Source organism: Stappia sp. 28M-7, assembly GCF_014252955.1.
GTDB lineage: Bacteria > Pseudomonadota > Alphaproteobacteria > Rhizobiales > Stappiaceae > Stappia.
Genome location: NZ_JACMIA010000001.1, coordinates 2,734,482 through 2,753,701, shown reverse-complemented (window position 1 = coordinate 2,753,701; position 19,220 = coordinate 2,734,482). Strand labels below are relative to the sequence as shown.

Genomic DNA, 19,220 nt, shown 5'->3' with positions numbered 1-19,220 from the left:
GGAGCCTTGCGGATCAGACCGAGTAGTACATGTCGTACTCGACCGGATGCGGGGTCATCTCGTACCGCATGTTCTCTTCCATCTTCAGCTCGATGTAGGCGTCGATCTGGTCGTCGTCCATGACGCCACCGGCCTTCAGGAACTCGCGGTCGGCGTCGAGCGACTCCAGAGCCTCGCGGAGCGAACCGCAGACGGTCGGGATTTCCTTCAGCTCCTCCGGCGGCAGGTCGTAGAGGTTCTTGTCCATCGCGTCGCCCGGGTGGATCTTGTTCTTGATGCCGTCCAGGCCGGCCATCAGCATCGACGCGAAAGCGAGATACGGGTTGGCTGCCGGATCCGGGAAGCGGACCTCGACGCGCTTCGCCTTCGGGGAAGAGGTGAAGGGAATGCGGCAAGAGGCCGAACGGTTGCGCGAGGAGTAGGCCAGCAGCACCGGAGCCTCGTAGCCCGGGACCAGACGCTTGTAGGAGTTGGTCGACGGGTTGGTGAAGGCGTTCAGGGCCTTGGCGTGCTTCAGGATGCCGCCGATGTAGTACAGGCAGCTCTCCGACAGATCTGCGTACTGGTTGCCGGCGAAGACGGGCTTGCCGTCCTTCCAGATCGACTGGTGCACGTGCATGCCAGTGCCGTTGTCGCCGAAGACAGGCTTCGGCATGAAGGTCGCGGTCTTGCCGTAGGCATGGGCGACCTGGTGCACGACGTACTTGTAGATCTGCATCTTGTCGGCATTGCGGGTCAGCGTGTCGAACTTGATGCCGAGCTCATGCTGGGCAGCCGCCACCTCGTGGTGGTGCTTCTCGACGGTGACGCCCATCTCGGTCAGGACCGTCAGCATCTCGGAACGGATGTCCTGGCAGCTGTCGATCGGGGGAACCGGGAAGTAGCCGCCCTTGGTGCGCGGACGGTGGCCGAGGTTGCCCGTCTCGTACTCGGAGCCCATGTTCGACGGCAGCTCCATGCTGTCGATCCTGAAGCCCGTGTTGTACGGGTCGGCCGAGAAACGCACGTCGTCGAAGATGAAGAACTCGGCTTCCGGGCCGACATACACGGTGTCGCCGATGCCGAGCGAGCTGACATAGGCCTCGGCCTTCTTGGCCGTCGTGCGCGGGTCGCGGTTGTAAGCCTCGCCGGAGACCGGGTCGATGATGTCGCAGATGATCGAGATGGTCGACTGGGCGAAGAACGGATCGACATGGACGGTGTCCGGGTCGAGCACGAGCGTCATGTCGGACTCGTTGATCGCCTTCCAGCCGGCGATGGACGAGCCGTCGAAGGCGACGCCTTCAGCGAACATGTCCTCATCGACCAGACCTGCGTCCATGGTCACGTGCTGCAGCTTGCCGCGCGGATCGGAGAACCGCAGGTCGACGAACTTGATGTCCTTGTCCTTGATCTGCTTGAGAATGTCGCTGGCGCTCGTCATTTAAGATGTTCCCTGTTTTCCTTGGGGTCGGTCCCGTTAGGGTTCTTGCAGATGGGCCGCCGTGCAGTCCGCTTCAGGATCTGCCGGTCTGCCCGGAAGTTTCGGCCGTCGTCCGGCCAGAGCCTCAGATCGCGTCGGTGCCGGTCTCGCCGGTCCGGATGCGAACGGCCTCCTCGATGGTGGAGACGAAGATCTTGCCGTCGCCGATGCGCCCGGTCTGGGCGGCATTGCGGATCGCCTCGACGGCCTTGTCGACGAGGTCGTCGGTCAGCACGATCTCGACCTTCACCTTGGGAAGAAAGTCGACCACGTATTCGGCGCCGCGATAGAGCTCGGTATGGCCCTTCTGGCGGCCGAAGCCCTTGGCCTCGGTCACGGTGATGCCCTGAAGGCCAACCTCCTGGAGAGCCTCCTTGACCTCATCGAGCTTGAACGGCTTGATAATTGCCTCGATTTTTTTCATCGCCTCCGCCACTTCGCGTCATTCGGTTTCGAAATGCCGGCCGTTCCGGGCCTGTGCCAACTCCTGACTAGCATGCCCCGTGCCAAGTTTGCTTGCCGAAAAAAGAGCCTGCAAATCGGGCAATTCCAGCAGGGTTTTCCGGGCCGTCCAGCGTTCGGTATCACAGCGATGATTAAATACTGTGCGGGCTGAACAATAAATAGGCGAATCTGGCGGCATCAAATCCACCTTTTCCGGGGTTGGGGCTCCGGCGGGGCTGCCTCGATCGTGACCGTTTCGCACAATTGGCGGGCAGCCCTGGGGGCGTTTGCCCGAAAGCGGCTTGCGCGCCTGTGCCAATCGGCCAAACATCAGGTGCGGCGCGGCGGCGTCCTGCGTGGAGGCGCGTCGCATCAAGCGTTTGGGGAACGACAGGGAGATACGGATGCGGATCGAGGCGCTCGACCACCTGGTCCTGACGGTCGCTGATATCGACGAGACCGTCAGTTTCTATTGTGGCGTGCTGGGCATGGAAGAGGTGGTGTTCGGCGGCGGCCGGCGGGCGCTGCATTTCGGTGCGCAGAAGATCAACCTGCACAAGGCGGGCGCGGAGTTTTCTCCGGCCGCGCGCAAGCCGACGGCCGGATCGGGCGACCTGTGCTTTCTGGTGGCCTCGCTCGAGGCGGCGATCGCGCGGCTGAAAGAGGCCGGCGTGACGATCGAGGAGGGGCCGGTCTCGCGTACCGGTGCCCAGTCGCCGCTCCGCTCCGTCTATATACGCGATCCCGACGGCAACCTGATCGAGTTGTCCGAGCCGCAGGCGGTGGTGATCGCCGGAGGCGGTGCTTGATCGAACTTCTCACTCCCGGCGAGATGGGCCGGGCGGATGCACTCGCCATTGCCGGCGGCGTGCCGGGCATCGAGCTGATGCGGCGCGCGGGGCTGGCGGTGGCCGATGCCTGCAGCCGCATGGCCGGGCACTCGGGACAAGTCCTGGTGCTGGCCGGCCCCGGCAACAATGGCGGCGACGGATTCGTTGCCGCGAAGGTCCTGCGCCAGCGGGGGTACCGCGTCGAGCTGTTGCTGCTCGGCGATCCCGAGCGCCTGTCGGGCGATGCGGCGCTCGCCTTTTCCGAGATGCAGGCGGCGGGCCTGACTGTCGGCATCCTGTCGCAGGACACATTGGACCGTGTGCCGGGGCAGGCGTCGGTGGTGATCGACGCGCTGTTCGGGGCAGGGCTCTCGCGTCCGATCGAGGGCGTTGCGGGCGCGGCCATCGACCGGGTCAACGGCTCGGGCGTTCCGGTGCTGGCGGTCGACCTGCCGTCGGGCGTGAACGGGGCGAGCGGCGGGGCGATGGGCCCGGCGATCCGTGCCAGTCGGACGGTGACATTCTTTCGTCTGAAGCCGGGCCATCTGCTGCTTCCAGGCCGCCTGCTCGCCGGGCGGGTGGAGCTTGCCGATATCGGCATTCCGGCCTCGGTCCTCGATGAGGTGCATGGCAGCGAGCAGGGAAAGACCTGGCGCAACGACCCGGAGCTTTGGGGGATGGGTCTGCGCCCGCCGCGGCTCGATGGGCACAAATATGCACGCGGCCATGCGGTGGTGGTGTCTGGACCGGCCCTGTCCACCGGAGCGGCGCGGCTGGCCGCCGGTGCTGCGCTTCGTGCCGGGGCCGGGCTCGTGACCGTGGCAACGCCGCCCTCCGCCGCGCTGGTGAATGCCAGCCATCTGACCGCGGTGATGGTACGCTCCTTTCGCGGGAGCGGGGGGCTTGCCGAGATGCTGGCCGACCGGCGCCTCAATGCAATTGCGCTGGGGCCGGGGGCTGGTGTCGGCGAGGAGACGCGGGCGCTCGCGCTGACCTGCCTGTCGGGCGAACGGGCGGTGCTGCTGGACGCAGACGCGATCACATCCTTTACCGGAGAGGTGGAGGCGCTGGCCGGTGCGCTCTCTCGTCGCACAGGCGCGCGGGCCGCCGACGTCGTGCTGACGCCCCATGACGGCGAGTTCGCCCGCCTCTTTGGCGAGAGAGCCGGTGGGCCTTCGCGACTAGCGCGGGCGCGCGCCGGGGCAAGGGCAAGCGGAGCCGTTGTGGTCTTGAAGGGCGCCGATACGGTCGTTGCCGACCCGGACGGGCGGGCGGCGATCAACGACAGCGCGCCGGCCTGGCTTGCCACGGCGGGCTCCGGCGATGTGCTCTCGGGCATTGTCACCGGCCTCCTGGCGCAGGGGCTTGGCGGGTTCGAAGCGGCTTGCGCCGGTGTGTGGCTGCATGGGCGCGCGGGCGCGCTGGCGGGGCCTGCATTGACGGCGGAGGATCTTGAGCCGGCTCTGCGGCTGGCGTTGGCGGAGTTCTTTTCCCGCGCGGGCTGAGCGGGGCGGGGCGAGGGCTCCAGATTGCGCTGTACAGCCTGTCGAGAAGCCCCGTTTTTTCTTTGACCCTGCCGGGCGGGGTGCTATAGAGGCCGCGCCTTGACTTCGGGCGCTTGAAGGCACGTCGCGGGCGTGGTGGAACTGGTAGACACGCCAGATTTAGGTTCTGGTGGCGCAAGCCGTGGGGGTTCAAGTCCCTCCGCCCGCACCACGTCAGGCCTTGGGCGATGCGCTCCCGTTTTGGCAGCGAATCCGGTCAAGCACGCCCAGCCGGGCCACACAATCACAAGAGCAGTCGGAAAGACGTTCTCGATCTAGGACGAAGCACACGACCATGCAGGTAACCGAAACGCTGGCCGAGGGGCTGAAACGCGAACTGAAAGTCGTCATTCCGGCGTCTGAGCTTGCTAGCCGCCTCGATACGTACCTTGACGACCTCAAGGACAAGGTGAAGATCAAGGGCTTCCGGCCGGGCAAGGTTCCGGCTGCGCACCTGAAGCGCCTCTATGGGCGCCAGGCGACCGCCGAGATCCTCAATGAGCTCCTCAACGAGACCACCCGCAAGGCGGTCGAGGAGCGCAACGAGAAGCCGGCGCTGCAGCCCGAGATCGATCTGCCGGACGGCGACGCCGAGGCGATCCTGTCGGGGTCTGCCGATATCTCGTTCAAGATGAGCTACGATATCCTGCCGGAATTCGAGCTGATCGACTTCAAGACGGTCGAGATCGAGCGTCCGGTGGTCGAGATCTCCGATGCCGAGATCGACGAGCAGATCGCCCAGATCGCCGACAACAACAAGCCGTTCGAGACCAAGGACGGTGCGGCCGAGGAGGGCGACCGTGTCCTCATGAGCTATCTCGGCAAGCTGGACGGCACGCCGTTCGACGGCGGTGCCGACGAGAACGGACAGCTGGTGCTCGGCTCCAAGCAGTTCATTCCGGGCTTCGAGGAGCAGCTCGTCGGTCTGAAGGCCGGCGACGAGAAGGTCATCGAGGTGTCCTTCCCCGAGGACTATCCCGCCAAGCACCTGGCCGGCAAGGCTGTCACCTTCGACATCGTCGTCAAGGAAGTGCAGGCTCCGGGCGAGGTGAAGATCGATGACGACTTCGCCAAGGGTCTGGGCCTTGAGGGTCTCGACAAGCTGAAGGAGATCATCCGCGGCCAGATCGAGAGCCAGTACGGCGCGATGACCCGTCAGAAGGTGAAGCGTCAGCTCCTCGACAAGCTGGACGAGGTCTACACGTTCGACCTGCCCGAGCGTCTGGTGCAGTCCGAGTTCGACGGCGTGTGGCGCCAGGTCGAGCAGGACATGCAGCGCTCCGGCAAGTCCTTCGAGGACGAAGAGACGACCGAGGAAGAGGCTCGCGGCGAGTATCGCAAGATCGCCGAGCGCCGGGTCCGTCTCGGCCTGGTGCTCTCCGAGGTCGGCGAGCAGAACCAGGTCAAGGTGACCGACGAAGAGGTGCAGCGCGCCCTCTACGAGAAGGTTCGCCAGTTCCCGGGCCAGGAGAAGCAGGTCTTCGACTTCTACCGCAGCAACCCGACGGCGCTCGCCAGCCTGCAGGCGCCGATCTACGAGGAGAAGGTCGTCGACTACATCCTCGAGCTTGCCAAGGTCACCGACAAGACGGTCACCAAGGACGAGCTGATGGCGGAAGACGAGGACGAGGCCTGATCCTCGTTCCCGACCTGACGGTTTGACGGACCGGCCCCGGATGACCTCCGGGGCCGTATTCGCGAGGAAGGCAGCCTTGTTCCTTGCGTTTTTAACCCTTGTTCCCGACCCGTCAGCACCTATCTTCCGATACGAGGCGACATCCCTTATGAATGGGTGTCGCTTTTTTCGACTCAAGACCGAGACCGAGACCGTTCCCGGCCGCTTGCGAGCGGCAAACCGATTTGAAGAGGTGGCTGCGCGCGAGCGGTGCAGCCCGGGAGCGTTCCTCCAAAGCATGGACGAGGCATGAAGGATCCAGTCGATTTCGCCGTGAACTCACTCGTGCCGATGGTCGTCGAGCAGACGAACCGGGGCGAGCGCGCGTTCGATATCTATTCGCGGCTTCTCAAGGAGCGCATCATTTTCCTCACTGGGCCGATCGAGGATCATCTGGCAACGCTCGTCTGTGCGCAGCTGCTCTATCTCGAGGCCGAGAACCCCACCAAGGAGATCGCGATCTACATCAACTCGCCCGGCGGTTACGTCACCTCGGGCCTGGCGATCTACGACACGATCCAGTTCATTCGCCCGGAAGTCTCCACGCTGTGCATCGGCCAGGCCGCCTCGATGGGCTCGCTGCTGCTGGCGGCCGGCGCCAAGGGCAGCCGCTTCTCGCTGCCGAACTCGCGGGTGATGGTGCACCAGCCGTCCGGCGGTTTCCGCGGCACGGCGGCGGACATCATGCTGCATGCGCAGGAGATCCTGAGCCTCAAGAAGCGGCTCAACGAGATCTATGTGAAGCATACGGGGCAGTCTCTGGACGCCGTCGAGGAGGCGTTGGAGCGCGACAAGTTCCTGACGCCGGAGATGGCCAAGGAGTTCGGCCTGATCGATGGCGTCATCACCAGCCGGGCCGGTCTTGCCGGTAGCGACGACAAGTCTAAGTGACGTAACGGTGCCAGGGGCGGACCCGCCTTAGGGTGGCGTGCGGCGTCCCGTTCGGTCAGAGAAGACCGGCGCCATGGCTTCGCCTTAAACGTATATTGATTTTTGAGGTGGAAGCATGATGACATTTACGGGACGAGTGCGGGCGGGTCTCTAGTCCGGTTCCGGAAAAGAGAAGAACGGCTTCGTTCTTCTCGCCAGATACAGCGGAAGGACCAGTCCTTCCGAAGCACGCGGGGTTTACCTGATGACTAAGGCCAGCGGCGGCGACTCGAAAAACACGCTCTACTGCTCTTTCTGCGGGAAGAGCCAGCACGAAGTGCGCAAGTTGATCGCCGGCCCGACCGTATTTATCTGCGACGAATGCGTCGAGCTGTGCATGGATATCATCCGCGAGGAGAACAAGTCTTCGCTGGTCAAGTCCCGTGACGGCATTCCGACGCCGCAGGAGATTCGCGGGGTCCTCGACGATTACGTGATCGGCCAGGGTCCGGCGAAGAAGGTGCTGTCGGTCGCGGTGCACAATCACTACAAGCGCCTGAATCACGCGTCGAAAAACAACGACGTGGAATTGGCCAAGTCGAACATCCTGCTCGTCGGTCCGACCGGCTGCGGCAAGACGTTGCTGGCCCAGACGCTGGCGCGCATTCTCGACGTGCCCTTCACCATGGCGGATGCGACCACGCTGACCGAGGCCGGCTATGTCGGCGAGGACGTGGAAAACATCATCCTGAAGCTGCTGCAGTCGGCCGACTACAATGTCGAGCGTGCACAGCGCGGCATCGTCTATATCGACGAGGTCGACAAGATCAGCCGCAAGGCCGACAACCCCTCGATCACCCGTGACGTGTCGGGCGAGGGCGTGCAGCAGGCCCTGCTGAAGATCATGGAAGGCACCGTGGCTTCCGTGCCGCCCCAGGGTGGCCGCAAGCACCCGCAGCAGGAATTCCTGCAGGTGGACACGACCAACATCCTGTTCATCTGCGGCGGTGCCTTCGCGGGCCTGGAGAAGATCATCTCCGAGCGCGGCCGCAAGACCTCGATCGGCTTCAAGGCCAATGTCGAGGCTCCGGAAGACCGGCGCACCGGCGAGCTGTTCCAGGAACTGGAGCCCGAGGATCTGCTGAAGTTCGGCCTGATCCCGGAATTCGTCGGCCGTCTGCCGGTGATCGCGACACTGGGCGACCTCGATGAGGAAGCCCTGGTCCAGATCCTGACCGAGCCGAAGAACGCCCTGGTCAAGCAGTACCAGCGCCTGTTCGAGATGGAGAACGTCGAGCTGACGTTCCACGACGAGGCGATGAAGGCGGTGGCCCGCAAGGCGATCGAGCGCAAGACCGGCGCCCGTGGCCTGCGCTCCATCCTGGAGTCGATCCTGCTCGACACCATGTACGAGCTGCCGGGCCTGAAGGGCGTCAAGGAAGTCGTGATCTCGGCCGAGGTTGTGACCGGCGAGGCGCGTCCGCTCTACATCTACGAGGATCGTGCGGAGACTTCCGCCACCTCTGCCTGAGGCAGCGTTTCTTCCGCTTCGTGATCTTGAAGGCCCCGGTCCGGCAACGGTCCGGGGCTTTTGCCGTCAAAGGACCCGTTGCGGAGTGTCCTGAGATTACGCTGCGGAAGTCGGGTAACCGATTTCCCCGGATTTCTGGCTTTTTATGCCGGCGGAAGCGCAGTTTTTCGGCGAATCAAACCGGTTTGGGCTTAGACTCGAAGCTAACGCGGGGCGCCCGCGCGGTCAGCGTGCCTTGACACGTTGCGGGGGGCTCGCCACCTATTGGCATAACAGGCAAGCGGGGCGACCGCCGCCGTGCCCGGCAAACGGGGCGAGGGTGGTCGGCCGGTCTGGACGCCAGCTCCCATCGGCCAACGGCCGGGCAGGGGCGAGATGATCCTGGCACCGCTTCCGTAATGCGCCCGTCGTGTCTGCCACTCCCCGGGGCGGCGGGTTCGCAAGGAAAGGAAGACCCATGACTGATTTCGATGCGCGGACCGAGGGCGATACCACCCTCCATGCCGTCCTCCCCTTGCGCGATATCGTCGTGTTCCCGCACATGATCGTGCCGCTCTTCGTCGGCCGCGAGAAGTCGATCCGCGCCCTCGAGGAGGTGATGAGCGCCGACAAGCAGATCCTGCTTGCGACGCAGATCAACGCCTCCGACGACGAGCCGTCGCCCTCCGACATCTACGAGGTCGGCACGCTCGCCACCGTGCTGCAGCTGCTGAAGCTGCCGGACAACACGGTGAAGGTGCTGGTGGAAGGCGTGTCGCGCGCCCGCATCTCGTCCTTCACGGATCGCAGCGACCTGTTCGAGGCGCATGCCACAGAGCTGCCCGACACCGACACCGACACGGTCGAGGTGGAGGCGCTGTCGCGCTCGGTCGTTGCCGAGTTCGACAATTACGTGAAGCTCAACAAGAAGGTCTCACCCGAGGTTCTCGGCGCGATCGGCCAGATCGACGACAATTCCAAGCTCGCCGACACCATCGCCTCGCATCTGGCGGTGAAGATCCCGGAGAAGCAGGAGATCCTCGCGATCACCTCCGTCGCCGGTCGTCTGGAGCGCGTGCTCGGTCTGATGGAGAGCGAGATCTCCGTCCTGCAGGTGGAAAAGCGCATCCGCTCGCGCGTCAAGCGCCAGATGGAGAAGACCCAGCGCGAGTACTATCTGAACGAGCAGATGAAGGCGATCCAGAAGGAGCTCGGCGACGGCGAGGAAGGCCGCGACGAGGTGGCCGAGCTGGAAGAGCGCATCGCCAAGACCAAGCTGTCGAAGGAAGCGCGCGAGAAGGCAAATGCAGAGCTGCGCAAGCTCAAGCAGATGAGCCCGATGTCGGCGGAAGCCACGGTCGTGCGCAACTATCTCGACTGGCTGCTGGGCATTCCGTGGGGCAAGAAGGGCAAGGTCAAGCACGACCTCAAGCATGCCCAGGAGGTGCTGGACGCGGACCACTACGGCCTGGAGAAGGTCAAGGACCGCATCGTCGAGTATCTCGCCGTGCAGAAGCGCGCCAACAAGCTGAAGGGCCCGATCCTGTGCCTTGTCGGCCCTCCGGGTGTCGGCAAGACCTCGCTCGGCAAGTCCATCGCCAAGTCGACGGGCCGCGAGTTCGTGCGCATGTCGCTCGGCGGCGTGCGTGACGAGGCGGAAATCCGCGGTCACCGGCGCACCTATATCGGCTCGATGCCCGGCAAGGTCATCCAGTCGATGAAGAAGGCGAAGAAGGCCAACCCGCTCTTCCTGCTCGACGAGATCGACAAGATGGGCATGGACTTCCGCGGCGATCCGTCCTCGGCCCTGCTGGAGGTGCTGGATCCGGAGCAGAACTCGTCCTTCATGGATCACTACCTGGAGATCGAGTACGACCTCTCGGACGTGATGTTCGTGACCACGGCCAACACCCTCAACATCCCGGCGCCGCTGATGGACCGGATGGAGATCATCCGCATCGCCGGCTACACCGAGGACGAGAAGGTGGAGATCGCCCGTCGTCACCTGCTGCCCAAGGCCGAGAAGGACCACGGGCTGCGCAAGGGCGAGTTCGAGGTGTCGGACGAGGCTCTTCGCAAGGTGATCCGGCGCTACACCCGCGAGGCGGGCGTGCGTAACCTGGAGCGCGAGCTGGCAACCCTTGCCCGTAAGGCGGTCAAGGAGATCCTGATGTCCGACAAGCCGGCCATCAAGGTCGACGAGGCCGTCGTCGAGGAGTTCCTGGGCGTGCCGCGCTATCGCTACGGCGAGGCGGAGCTCGAGGACCAGGTCGGTGTCGTCACCGGTCTTGCCTGGACCGAGGTGGGGGGCGAGCTGCTCACCATCGAGGGTGTCATGATGCCCGGCAAGGGCAAGATGACCGTCACGGGCAACCTGCGCGACGTGATGAAGGAGTCCATCTCGGCTGCGGCATCTTATGTCCGCTCGCGGGCCGTGGATTTCGGCATCGAGCCGCCGCTGTTCGACAAGCGCGACATCCACGTGCACGTGCCGGAAGGCGCGACGCCGAAGGATGGTCCGTCGGCCGGCATCGCCATGGCCACCGCCGTCATCTCGGTGATGACGGGCATTCCGGTGCGCCGCCATGTGGCGATGACGGGCGAGATCACCCTGCGTGGGCGGATCCTGCCGATCGGCGGTCTGAAGGAGAAGCTGCTGGCCGCGTTGCGGGGCGGCATCACCACGGTGATGATCCCCGAGGACAACGCCAAGGACCTTGCGGACATCCCCGACAACGTCAAGAACGGGCTGGAGATCATTCCGGTCGCGCGGATGGAAGAGGTGCTGAAAACCGCGCTGGTTCGCACGCCGGAGCCCATCGAATGGGACGAGGCAGCGGCCGATGCGGCGGCCAAGTCGGTGGTGCAGGAGGATGATGCGGCGAAGCTCGTCGCCCACTGATCCACCGCTTATTCACAGGAAAAGGGGCGCCGGCGTCAGCAGGCGCCCCTTTGTCATGCAAAAAGCCGAAAAAATCGCGGATTTCTGCGCTTTTCAGCTTGCCACGGGCGGGATTTCGCAAGACTGTCCCTCCCCGAAGCCTGTCACGAATCGTCGGGCTTGCTGTTTCCAGGAAAGGGACTGCCATGAACAAAAACGACCTGATCGCCGCTGTCGCAGAGAAGACGGGCCTCACCAAGGCGCAGGCCGGCGAGGCTGTTGATGCAGCGCTCGACGCGATCACCGGCACGCTGAAGAGCGGCGGCGAAGTGCGTATCATCGGCTTCGGCAACTTCTCCGTCTCCGAGCGCGCTGCCTCCGAGGGCCGCAACCCGCGCACCGGCGAGACGATCCAGATTCCGGCGTCGAAGACCCCGAAGTTCAAGGCCGGCAAGGGCCTCAAGGACGCCGTCAACGCCTGATTGGCGCGACCGTTCGAACCCTTCCGCTGACGGCCCCTGCGGGATGCCCGCCGGGGCCGTTTTGCGTCCGAGGAGCTCTTGGGGGCTGTCCTTGTGCGTTCCGTGCCCCACAGGCCGCAAGAGGGCCGGGGCGCGCCATCTTGCGCCGGTGATCTGACCGGTTGAATTCGCCGCCGGCTCGGCTTAAAAGGCACCAGCCTTCGGCCTGCCCGCAAGGCTCCCTCCGCGGTGGCCCTGGATTGCTCCGGGCCGCGCCGGACGGGCGGTTAGCTCAGTTGGTAGAGCGCCTCGTTTACACCGAGGATGTCGGGAGTTCGAGTCTCTCACCGCCCACCACGTTTTCCCGACCTGAATTCCTGTGCGATCAACAGCTGGCTTCTGCGCCGGCAGGCGTGAAACTGGGTTTGTTCCGACCCAGTTCGCCGGGTGCTCTCCGGCTGTGGCAACCGGCGACTGCTTGACTTGATGGTGGACCCTGTTGTCACCTTCGATGCCGGCCTGCCGGTAACCGCTCCGCTCCGATCGACCCTGGGGGCCGGCCAATTGCCGTTCCTGCCAGGTCTCGCTTCCCGATGCTTCGTATCGGGATCCTGGCCTGCCGTGCGCTCCTGAGGATCGACGGACGGGCGCCTTTGCAAGTGGATAGGTTACCGGGACATGGACGACGACAGGAAGACGCAATCCGTACAGGAGTTCAGCCGGATCCTCAGTGATCTGGAGTTCGCGATCGTCAATCTCTCCTTCGGGTTTCACAAGTGGGTCGAGATCTGCATGTCCGCCAGCGGTACACGCGGATTGAGCCCGATGGACATCCTTGTGCTGCACGGAATCAATCTGCGGGCACGAGGGCGGCGGCTCGCGGAAATCTGCATGGTGCTCAACATCGACGACACGCACCTGGTTTCTTACTCGCTGAAGAAGCTGTTGGCTGCGGATCTTGCCCGCGTGCATCGCCGCGGCAGGGAAAGCCACTATGAGACCACGGAACTGGGCGACCAGACCTGCGACGAATATCGCCGGGTGCGGGATGAGTTCCTCGTGCCGAACATCCAATGGTTCATCGAGGGGCGCTCCTCGACCGAAATGCAGCAGGTCACGCTTTTCCTGAAAACCATGACGGCGATGTATGACCAGTCGGGCCGCTCGGCCACGGCTGCTGCGCCGAATGTGCTCCCGCCTCCCGTGCGCACCAAGCGCTGAACGCCGTCCGGCCGCGGGTCTTACCTTTCAAGCGATTTTCGCCGGCATCCGGAGGTCCTTTGGGGCTTTCGGAGCGTGCATTCTGCTGCCTGAAGACCCGACCACGAGCTGTGAAACGCCCTCGTTTCGCCGGCAATTTACAGCTTTGACACATTTGGGTGACGGTGGTCTCCTGATCGGGAGGATGCGGTTTAGAAAAAATAAAAATCAGTAAATCCCGGGTATGACCGGGAAATGAGAGGGGAACTGTGTGATGAAATCGAACACGGCTAAATTGATCAAGTTGCTCGGTCTTGGGGTTTCTGCCGCAATGCTGGCTTCTTCAGCCTCTGCGCAAGAGTTCGAGTGGCGGTATTTCACCTACTTTCCCACCAATGACAAGCCGACGCAGCTGACGAGGGCTTTCGCCCAAGATGTCGAGGCTGCAACCGATGGGCGCTTGAAGATCACGATCTTCACCGCAGGCGAGTTGCCATACAAGGCGGCCGATGTGGTGCGCAGCGTTGCCACCAACCAGGTTCAGATGGGCGATGTGGCGGTGGGCTTCGCGTCTGGCGACGTGCCGGAGCTGAACGTCCTGTCGATGCCGTTCCTGTGCACCTCGTTCGAGGAGTTCGAGGCGGCCGCCAGCGAGATTGCTCCCACGGTCTCGGCGGTGATGGAGGAGAAGTTCGATATCGTTGCCGGGGTTCAGTGGACGATGCCGCCGCAGAATCTGTGGCTCAACCGGGAGATCGGCTCTCTGGACGAGATCTCCGGTCTGAAGGTGCGTACCTGGAATCCCGAGCAGGTGGAGATGATCAAGCTGCTCGGCGGCAGCCCGGTTTCCATCACATCCGCGGAAGTCATTCCCGCCCTGGAACGCCGCACCATCGATGGTGCGATCACCTCCGCCCTGTCGGCCAACGACTGGCGTGCCTATGACATCGTCAAGACCGGCTACATGGTCAACATGACGATGGGCCACCAGATGATGCTGGTGAACGGCGAGGAGTTCGGCAAGCTGCCGGAGGATATCCAGGCTATCCTGCGCGAAAAGTTTGCGGAGTGGGGCCCGAAATACAACGCGATGTCGCAGGAGAACGAGGAGCTTGCCCGCAAGAACCTCAGCGACAATGGCGTCGCGCTCGTCACCCCGAGTAAGGATGACATGGACAAGGCCGGGGCGGCATTGCAGCCGCTTTGGCAGGCTTGGGCCGAGCGGAACGGCAAGACCGGCCGGACGCTGCTGGATGCGGCGATGAAGGTCTGCGGCCCGGCCTGAGGCTGCTAGTCCGCTCCGGCGGGCCGTGCCTCACCCGCGGCCCGCCGGCTCCCGATCCTTCCGACGGAGCCGATCGTTTCCCATGTTACACCCGATCGACAAAGCCATTGACGGGTTGTCCCGTGCAATGATGCTCACCGCCTGTCTGCTGGTTGTCGCGCTCGTCATCCTCATCAATGTCGAGGTGATATCGCGCTACGTCTTCAACACCTCAACCCTGGTCGCGGACGAATACGGCGGCTATGCCCTTGTCTGGATCTGCCTGCTTGGCTTCGGTCAGGCGCTTCGGTCCGGGCAGTTCATCTCCGTCGATGCGTTTTCGCGGCGGTTTTCTCCCGTCGGGCAGCGTTTGGCCGCTGTTCTGGGGGCGCTGGTCGGGCTGGCAGCCTCGGTCTTGCTGACCTACGCGACGTATCGACTGGTGGCGATGAACTATCGCTTCGGCACGGTGTCGATCCAGCCTTCCGCCACGCCCTTGTGGGTCGTCCAGGCGGTGCTGCCGTTCGGCTTCGGGCTGCTCTGCCTCGTCTACCTGCAATTGATGGTCCACGCGGTCGCGGGCCTGCGTCGCGGCGAGGGGGGCGAGGCATGAGCTGGGAAGTCGCTTTCGCCATCTACGGCGCCCTGTTGTTCGCACTTCTCTTCTTCGGCGTCGCCATCGGCTCCGTGATGGGCTTCGTCGGCATCGTCGGTGTGACGCTGGTCGGCGGCAGCCGCTTCTGGCCGACGCTGGGTGACATCGTGTGGAACACGCTGGACTCCTTCACGCTCGCAGCGGTGCCGCTCTTCGTCTTCATGGGCGAGATCATTGCCCGGTCCGGGGTTTCGGCTCGGCTCTATTCCGGCCTTACGACGTTGATCGGCCGGGTGCGGGGTGGACTAGCCCAGTCGAACATCGCGGGCTGCGCGATCTTTGCGGCGATCTCCGGATCGTCGACCGCAACCGCCATGACCATCGGCGTCATCGCGCTGCCGGAAATGCGCAAGCGCGGCTACAGCGATACACTCAACCTCGGCAGCCTGACCGGGGGCGGGTGCCTCGGGATCCTGATCCCGCCCAGCATTCCGCTGGTCATCTATGCCTCCTCCGTGCAGGCGCCGCTGATCGACCTCTTCATGGCCGGTGTCGTGCCCGGGCTGCTGCTTGCCGCTGTCTTCATGGCCTATATCTGGGTCCGGACCTGGCTCAACCCGGCGCTGGCACCGCGCCCGGACAGCGAGCCGCGCAGCAGTCGGGACATCGCCCGTGCATTGGGCGACTGCGGCCCGGTCATCCTCCTCGTGCTGGCGGTGATCGGCGGCATGTACTTCGGCATCGTCACGCCAACGGAGGCGGGCGGGCTCGGTGCGCTTCTGGCAATGCTTCTGTCCCTCCAGAGCCGGGCGCTCAGCATCGCGGTGCTCAGCGAGGCGCTGAAAAGCACCGTGATGACGACGACCGTGGTCCTCTTCATCATGATGAACTCGCAGGTTCTGAGCTATGCGCTGACTCTGTCGGGAGTGGGGCGGGCGCTTGCCGAAGGCATTGCCGTGCTGGACCTGTCGCCCTTCGTCTTCTTCCTCTGCCTCATGGCGCTGTTCACGGTGCTCGGCATGTTCATCGATGGCATCTCGATGATGTTGTTGACGGTGCCGGTCCTGCTGCCGGCGATCCTGGGGGCCGGTTTCGATCTGGTGTGGTTCGGAATCGCCATGGTGCTGTTCATGGAGCTCGGGCAGTTGACCCCGCCGATGGGGCTGAACCTGTTCGCGATCCAGTCGATAGCGGGCAAGGTCTCCCTGGAGAAGATCGCCTACTCCTCGTTGCCCTATGCGCTGATCATCGTGGTGTTCTGCCTGTTGATCTACGCAGTGCCGGAGATCGTCCTCTGGCTGCCGCACACGGCCGGCTGATACGCAACAAAGGCAAGTACAATGACGTATCTGGACTTCAGGAGTGACTTCCTGTCGCGCCCTTGCGCGCGCATGGCCGAAACCATGGGCGAGGCGGCGCTCTCGCCCGGCGCCTTCGGACTGCGGGACGATCCCTGGCAGCAGCGGCTGGAGGCCCGTGCAGCGGAGCTTCTGGGCAAGGAGGATGCCCTCCTGTTCCCGACCTGCACCATGGCGAACCTTGCGGCGATGATCGCCTGGACCCGGCCGGGCGACACCGTGCTGGGCGATGCGACCAACCATCTGGCGACCTCCGAGGCGGGAGGGCACGCGGCGGTCGCAGGGGTCGAGTATCGCGGGCTCGCCGGAGAGTACGGCATGTCGGCCCTTGCCGAGTGGCGGGCAGCCGGCGCTCCGCCCACCGATGCACAGCGCTCTTCGGTGCGTCTTTTTGCACTGGAGACCACCCACAACCGGGGCGGCGGCAATGCCATCGGCGGCACCTATGTGGCGGCGGTCGCAGAGGTCGCGCGGCAGGCTGGAGCCCATCTGCATCTCGACGGCTCCCGCCTCTTCAACGCGGCCGTTGCGCTCGGCGAGGTGCCGGCCCGACTGGCTGCGGAGGCCTCGTCTGTTGCCGTCAGTCTCAACAAGGGTTTGAGGGCACCGTCCGGCGCAATGCTTGCCGGTCCCCGCGACTTCATCGGCGAGGCCTTGCGGATCCGTCAGCGGCTCGGTGGCGGCATGCGGCCCGTTTCCATGATCGCGTCGGCGGGACTCGTGGCGCTGGAAAACTGGGGGGAGGTGGGGGCCGATCACGAGACTGCCGCCCGGCTGCGCGAAGGCTGTCGCGGTCTTCCCGGCCTGATGCCGGTCGATCCTCCAGTGCCCACCAACATTGTCCTGCTGCGTCTGGCGCCCCGTTGGGGAGGTCCGGAAGCGTTCTGCCAGCGGCTTTCGAGGGAGGGCGTTATCGCCATCCCCTTCGGGGCGGACCTCGTCCGCTTCGTCACCTATCGCGACATCACCCATTCGGCGGTCGACCAGGCGCTGCAGGCGCTGGCGCACCTCGCCAACACGCATGAAAGGCAAGATGACGAATGACATACCGTATCGGAGTAGATATCGGCGGCACCTTCACCGATCTGGCTCTCTTCGACGATGCAGCCGGCACCGCCATCACCCACAAGCTGCTGACCTCGCCGGACGAACCATCCCGCTCGGTCCTGGCAGGTGTCGTTGCCATTGCCGAGAGCGCGGGGATCGCCATGAGCGAGGTCTCCGCCATCGCCCACGGAACGACGCTCGTCACCAATGCGGTGATCGAGCGGCGGGGTGTGCCGACGGCGCTGGTAACCACCGAAGGCTTTTCGGACGTGCTCGATATCGCGCTGGAGCGCCGCTACGACCTGTTCGACATGCGCATCGCCTTCCCGCAGCCCATGGTGGCACGAAACCAGCGCCTGGAGGTGCGCGAGCGCATCCGCGACGACGGCAGCGTCGTCACCGCTCCGGATCGCGCGGGACTGGAGGCCGGGCTTGCCCGTCTGGTGGAAGAGCAGGGCATTCAGGCGGTGGCCGTGTGTTTCCTGAACTCCTACGCCAATCCCGCGCATGAGCGCCTGGTGGCCAGCTGGATCCGCGAGCGTTTCCCCGATCTCTATGTCAGCCTGTCCTCGACCGTCTTTCCCTATCCGCGCGAATACGAGCGCTGGACGACGACCTGCATGAACGCCTATGTCCAGCCGATCGTCGACCGGTATTTGGCCAGGCTCGAGGCCGGGCTCGGCGAAATCGGCTTCACCGGGAAGTTCCTGGTGATGAGTTCCAGTGGCGGTACGCTGGCGAGTTCCATCGCCCGCGAGTTCCCGATCCGTCTGCTGGAGTCGGGGCCGGCGGCTGGCGCCCTGATGTCGGCCCATGTCGGCAAGGTGCTCGACGAGCGCAACGTCCTTGCCTTCGACATGGGCGGTACGACTGCCAAGGGCTGCATCATTCGCGGCGGCACGCCGATCAAGCGCTACGAGATGGAAGTGGCGCGGGTTCACGAATTCAAGGGTGGCAGCGGCCTTCCGGCCAAGATCCCGGTCATCGACATGATCGAGATCGGCTCGGGCGGCGGCAGCCTTGCCGGAACCGACGAGCGCGGGACGCTGGCAATGGGACCGCGCAGCGCGGGCGCGGATCCAGGGCCGGCCTGCTACGGCCGTGGCGGGGAGCGAGCGACCCTGTCGGATGCCAACCTCCTGCTCGGCTATCTCGGGGCGGGCTCCTTTCTCGGGGGAAAGATGGCGCTGGATGAAGCCGCAGCGCGCAAGGCAATCGGCGATCATGTCGCCGAAAAGCTGAATGTCGACCTGGTGGCGGCCGCGTGGGGCATGCATGAGGTCATCAACGAGGACGTCGCGCGGGCCTTTCGCGTCCATGCGTCCGAGCGAGGCATCGACTATCGCCGTTCCAGCATGGTGGTTTTCGGTGGATCGGGCCCGCTGCATGGCGTGCGCGTCGCCCGCAAGCTGAAGATTCCCAAGGTCATCTGCCCGGCCGGTGCCGGCGTCATGTCCGCCTTCGGGCTGTTGAGCAGTCCGCCGGCCTTCGAGGTGGTGCGCTCTCGCCAGATCGGCATCGACCGGCTCGCCCCGTCCGATCTCGCCGCCATCTGCACCGAGCTGGAGGCCGAGGCCGCCGAAGTCCTTGCGACCGGTGGCGTCGCGCCGGAGGCGATCCGTTTTCGCCGCCGTCTCGATATGCGCTACAGCGGCCAGGGTTACGAGGTGGAGGTGGCACTACCGGACGAAGGAGATCCGCAGTGCCTCCACGCCGCACTGCCGCAGCTCTTCAATGAGGCCTACGCGGCGATCTTCGGCATGACACTGCCCGGGCGGCCGATCGAGATCCTCAACTGGAAGATCGAGGCCTATGGACCGTTGGCGGCCCAGCACCAGACCTACCGGGTGCTTCAGGAGCCGGAGGGCGAGGTGGCGCTGAAAGGCAGCCGCAAGGCCTATTTCCCGGACGCGGGCGGCTTCGTCGACTGCCCGGTCTATGACCGCTACGCGCTGGCGAGCGGCGATCAGGTCACGGGCCCGGCCCTCATCGAGGAGCGGGAATCGACCTGCGTTCTGGGGCCCGGCGACCATCTGACCGTCGACCCTTTCATGAACCTCGTAATCGAAATCAGGTAAG

At 64.5% G+C, this 19,220-nt stretch carries 16 protein-coding genes and 2 tRNA genes; 15 read left to right on the top strand and 3 right to left on the bottom strand.

The genetic code is table 11. From position 1 onward, the window contains the following. Positions 1-13 precede the first annotated feature (13 nt). From glnA to H7H34_RS12120, 3 genes are all read right to left on the bottom strand, one after another. Positions 14-1,423 carry a type I glutamate--ammonia ligase gene (gene glnA, locus H7H34_RS12130; protein WP_120267688.1) on the bottom strand — a complete coding sequence of 470 codons (1,410 nt, stop codon included), beginning with the start codon at positions 1,421-1,423 and terminating at the stop codon, positions 14-16. A 124-nt stretch (positions 1,424-1,547) separates the two neighbouring features. Then, positions 1,548-1,886 (bottom strand): P-II family nitrogen regulator, encoded by a 339-nt coding sequence (locus H7H34_RS12125; protein WP_067218098.1) that lies wholly within the window; start codon positions 1,884-1,886, stop codon positions 1,548-1,550. Between the two features lie 18 nt (positions 1,887-1,904). Further along, entirely contained in the window at positions 1,905-2,279 is a 375-nt protein-coding gene (locus tag H7H34_RS12120; protein ID WP_185925321.1) for a hypothetical protein, read from the bottom strand. Between the two features lie 31 nt (positions 2,280-2,310). Here H7H34_RS12120 and H7H34_RS12115 point away from each other — a divergent pair, with 31 nt between their 5' ends. From H7H34_RS12115 to H7H34_RS12045, 15 genes are all read left to right on the top strand, one after another. Continuing rightward, complete coding sequence (locus H7H34_RS12115; protein ID WP_185925320.1) at positions 2,311-2,715, top strand: VOC family protein; 405 nt, start codon at positions 2,311-2,313, stop codon at positions 2,713-2,715. Then, entirely contained in the window at positions 2,715-4,241 is a 1,527-nt protein-coding gene (locus H7H34_RS12110) for an NAD(P)H-hydrate dehydratase (protein WP_185926526.1), read from the top strand. The genes H7H34_RS12115 and H7H34_RS12110 overlap by 1 nt, the downstream gene beginning before the upstream one ends. A 126-nt stretch (positions 4,242-4,367) precedes the next feature. Next, a tRNA-Leu gene (locus tag H7H34_RS12105) sits at positions 4,368-4,452 on the top strand. A 123-nt stretch (positions 4,453-4,575) separates the two neighbouring features. After that, complete coding sequence (gene tig / locus H7H34_RS12100; protein ID WP_120267690.1) at positions 4,576-5,916, top strand: trigger factor; 1,341 nt, start codon at positions 4,576-4,578, stop codon at positions 5,914-5,916. 288 nt (positions 5,917-6,204) lie between these two features. Further along, positions 6,205-6,846: an ATP-dependent Clp protease proteolytic subunit gene (locus H7H34_RS12095; RefSeq protein WP_120267692.1), complete on the top strand. Its 642-nt coding sequence runs from the start codon at positions 6,205-6,207 to the stop codon at positions 6,844-6,846. A gap of 244 nt (positions 6,847-7,090) precedes the next feature. Continuing rightward, positions 7,091-8,356, top strand: coding sequence for an ATP-dependent Clp protease ATP-binding subunit ClpX (gene clpX, locus H7H34_RS12090; protein WP_120267693.1), 1,266 nt, complete (start codon positions 7,091-7,093; stop codon positions 8,354-8,356). Between the two features lie 457 nt (positions 8,357-8,813). Then, positions 8,814-11,237 carry an endopeptidase La gene (lon, locus tag H7H34_RS12085; RefSeq protein WP_185925319.1) on the top strand — a complete coding sequence of 808 codons (2,424 nt, stop codon included), beginning with the start codon at positions 8,814-8,816 and terminating at the stop codon, positions 11,235-11,237. Between the two features lie 185 nt (positions 11,238-11,422). Then, a complete protein-coding gene (locus H7H34_RS12080) occupies positions 11,423-11,698 on the top strand; it encodes an HU family DNA-binding protein (RefSeq protein WP_067215746.1) in 276 nt (91 codons plus the stop codon). A gap of 260 nt (positions 11,699-11,958) precedes the next feature. Next, positions 11,959-12,034 (top strand) — tRNA-Val (locus H7H34_RS12075). A 321-nt stretch (positions 12,035-12,355) separates the two neighbouring features. Continuing rightward, positions 12,356-12,898, top strand: a complete 543-nt coding sequence (locus H7H34_RS12070) for a winged helix DNA-binding protein (protein ID WP_120267695.1) — start codon at positions 12,356-12,358, stop codon at positions 12,896-12,898. Positions 12,899-13,208: 310 nt separating this feature from the next. Continuing rightward, on the top strand, positions 13,209-14,162 hold the full coding sequence (locus tag H7H34_RS12065) for a TRAP transporter substrate-binding protein (RefSeq protein WP_185925318.1): 954 nt from the start codon (positions 13,209-13,211) through the stop codon (positions 14,160-14,162). A gap of 82 nt (positions 14,163-14,244) precedes the next feature. Continuing rightward, entirely contained in the window at positions 14,245-14,754 is a 510-nt protein-coding gene (locus H7H34_RS12060) for a TRAP transporter small permease subunit (protein WP_185925317.1), read from the top strand. Next, entirely contained in the window at positions 14,751-16,055 is a 1,305-nt protein-coding gene (locus tag H7H34_RS12055; protein WP_185925316.1) for a TRAP transporter large permease, read from the top strand. Before H7H34_RS12060 ends, H7H34_RS12055 begins: the two co-directional genes overlap by 4 nt. Before the next feature lie 21 nt (positions 16,056-16,076). Further along, positions 16,077-17,138: a threonine aldolase family protein gene (locus H7H34_RS12050; protein ID WP_185925315.1), complete on the top strand. Its 1,062-nt coding sequence runs from the start codon at positions 16,077-16,079 to the stop codon at positions 17,136-17,138. After that, the gene (locus tag H7H34_RS12045) at positions 17,135-19,219 is read left to right on the top strand and encodes a hydantoinase/oxoprolinase family protein (protein WP_185925314.1); all 2,085 of its coding nucleotides are present in this window, start codon (positions 17,135-17,137) and stop codon (positions 19,217-19,219) included. The genes H7H34_RS12050 and H7H34_RS12045 overlap by 4 nt, the downstream gene beginning before the upstream one ends. The last annotated feature ends 1 nt before the right edge of the window (position 19,220 follow it).

Bases quoted from the DNA above. Each gene is read 5' to 3' on its own strand.
- glnA (WP_120267688.1), bottom strand. From the start codon at position 1,423: ATGACGAGCGCCAGCGACATTCTCAAGCAGATCAAGGACAAGGACATC.
- H7H34_RS12125 (WP_067218098.1), bottom strand. From the start codon at position 1,886: ATGAAAAAAATCGAGGCAATTATCAAGCCGTTCAAGCTCGATGAGGTC.
- H7H34_RS12120 (WP_185925321.1), bottom strand. From the start codon at position 2,279: ATGCGACGCGCCTCCACGCAGGACGCCGCCGCGCCGCACCTGATGTTT.
- H7H34_RS12115 (WP_185925320.1), top strand. From the start codon at position 2,311: ATGCGGATCGAGGCGCTCGACCACCTGGTCCTGACGGTCGCTGATATC.
- tig (WP_120267690.1), top strand. From the start codon at position 4,576: ATGCAGGTAACCGAAACGCTGGCCGAGGGGCTGAAACGCGAACTGAAA.
- H7H34_RS12095 (WP_120267692.1), top strand. From the start codon at position 6,205: ATGAAGGATCCAGTCGATTTCGCCGTGAACTCACTCGTGCCGATGGTC.
- clpX (WP_120267693.1), top strand. From the start codon at position 7,091: ATGACTAAGGCCAGCGGCGGCGACTCGAAAAACACGCTCTACTGCTCT.
- lon (WP_185925319.1), top strand. From the start codon at position 8,814: ATGACTGATTTCGATGCGCGGACCGAGGGCGATACCACCCTCCATGCC.
- H7H34_RS12080 (WP_067215746.1), top strand. From the start codon at position 11,423: ATGAACAAAAACGACCTGATCGCCGCTGTCGCAGAGAAGACGGGCCTC.
- H7H34_RS12070 (WP_120267695.1), top strand. From the start codon at position 12,356: ATGGACGACGACAGGAAGACGCAATCCGTACAGGAGTTCAGCCGGATC.
- H7H34_RS12065 (WP_185925318.1), top strand. From the start codon at position 13,209: ATGCTGGCTTCTTCAGCCTCTGCGCAAGAGTTCGAGTGGCGGTATTTC.
- H7H34_RS12060 (WP_185925317.1), top strand. From the start codon at position 14,245: ATGTTACACCCGATCGACAAAGCCATTGACGGGTTGTCCCGTGCAATG.
- H7H34_RS12055 (WP_185925316.1), top strand. From the start codon at position 14,751: ATGAGCTGGGAAGTCGCTTTCGCCATCTACGGCGCCCTGTTGTTCGCA.
- H7H34_RS12050 (WP_185925315.1), top strand. From the start codon at position 16,077: ATGACGTATCTGGACTTCAGGAGTGACTTCCTGTCGCGCCCTTGCGCG.
- H7H34_RS12045 (WP_185925314.1), top strand. From the start codon at position 17,135: ATGACATACCGTATCGGAGTAGATATCGGCGGCACCTTCACCGATCTG.